At 56.1% G+C, this 1,214-nt stretch carries 1 rRNA gene; it reads left to right on the forward strand.

Annotated elements, in window-relative coordinates:
• Positions 1-1,173: ribosomal RNA gene (locus AC07A4_RS41805) — 23S ribosomal RNA — on the forward strand; the annotation flags it as partial.
• Positions 1,174-1,214 lie beyond the last annotated feature (41 nt).

Here is a 1,214-nt window from a genome sequence, read left to right on the forward strand (position 1 = left end):
TGAGCTGGGGGTGGCCGCAGAGACCAGCGAGAAGCGACTGTTTACTAAAAACACAGGTCCGTGCGAAGCCGTAAGGCGATGTATACGGACTGACGCCTGCCCGGTGCTGGAACGTTAAGGGGACCGGTTAGCTCTGTTTCGACAGGGCGAAGCTGAGAACTTAAGCGCCAGTAAACGGCGGTGGTAACTATAACCATCCTAAGGTAGCGAAATTCCTTGTCGGGTAAGTTCCGACCTGCACGAATGGCGTAACGACTTCTCGACTGTCTCAACCATAGGCCCGGTGAAATTGCACTACGAGTAAAGATGCTCGTTTCGCGCAGCAGGACGGAAAGACCCCGGGACCTTTACTACAGTTTGATATTGGTGTTCGGTTCGGCTTGTGTAGGATAGGTGGGAGACTGTGAACTCGGTACGCCAGTATCGGGGGAGTCGTCGTTGAAATACCACTCTGGTCGTGCTGGATGTCTAACCTGGGTCCGTGATCCGGATCAGGGACAGTGTCTGATGGGTAGTTTAACTGGGGCGGTTGCCTCCCAAAGGGTAACGGAGGCGCCCAAAGGTTCCCTCAGCCTGGTTGGTAATCAGGTGTTGAGTGTAAGTGCACAAGGGAGCTTGACTGTGAGACTGACGGGTCGAGCAGGGACGAAAGTCGGGACTAGTGATCCGGCGGTGGCTTGTGGAAGCGCCGTCGCTCAACGGATAAAAGGTACCCCGGGGATAACAGGCTGATCTTCCCCAAGAGTCCATATCGACGGGATGGTTTGGCACCTCGATGTCGGCTCGTCGCATCCTGGGGCTGGAGTCGGTCCCAAGGGTTGGGCTGTTCGCCCATTAAAGCGGTACGCGAGCTGGGTTTAGAACGTCGTGAGACAGTTCGGTCCCTATCCGCTGTGCGCGTAGGAGTCTTGAGAAGGGCTGTCCCTAGTACGAGAGGACCGGGACGGACGAACCTCTGGTGTGCCAGTTGTCCTGCCAAGGGCATGGCTGGTTGGCTACGTTCGGGAGGGATAACCGCTGAAAGCATCTAAGCGGGAAGCCTGCTTCGAGATGAGGACTCCCACCCACTTGATGGGGTAAGGCTCCCAGTAGACGACTGGGTTGATAGGCCAGATATGGAAGCCTGGTAACGGGTGGAGTTGACTGGTACTAATAGGCCGAGGGCTTGTCCTCAGTTGCTCGCGTTCACTGTGTTGGTTCTGAAACCACGAACA

The sequence above is a fragment of the Streptomyces sp. NPDC043996 genome (assembly GCF_056435225.1).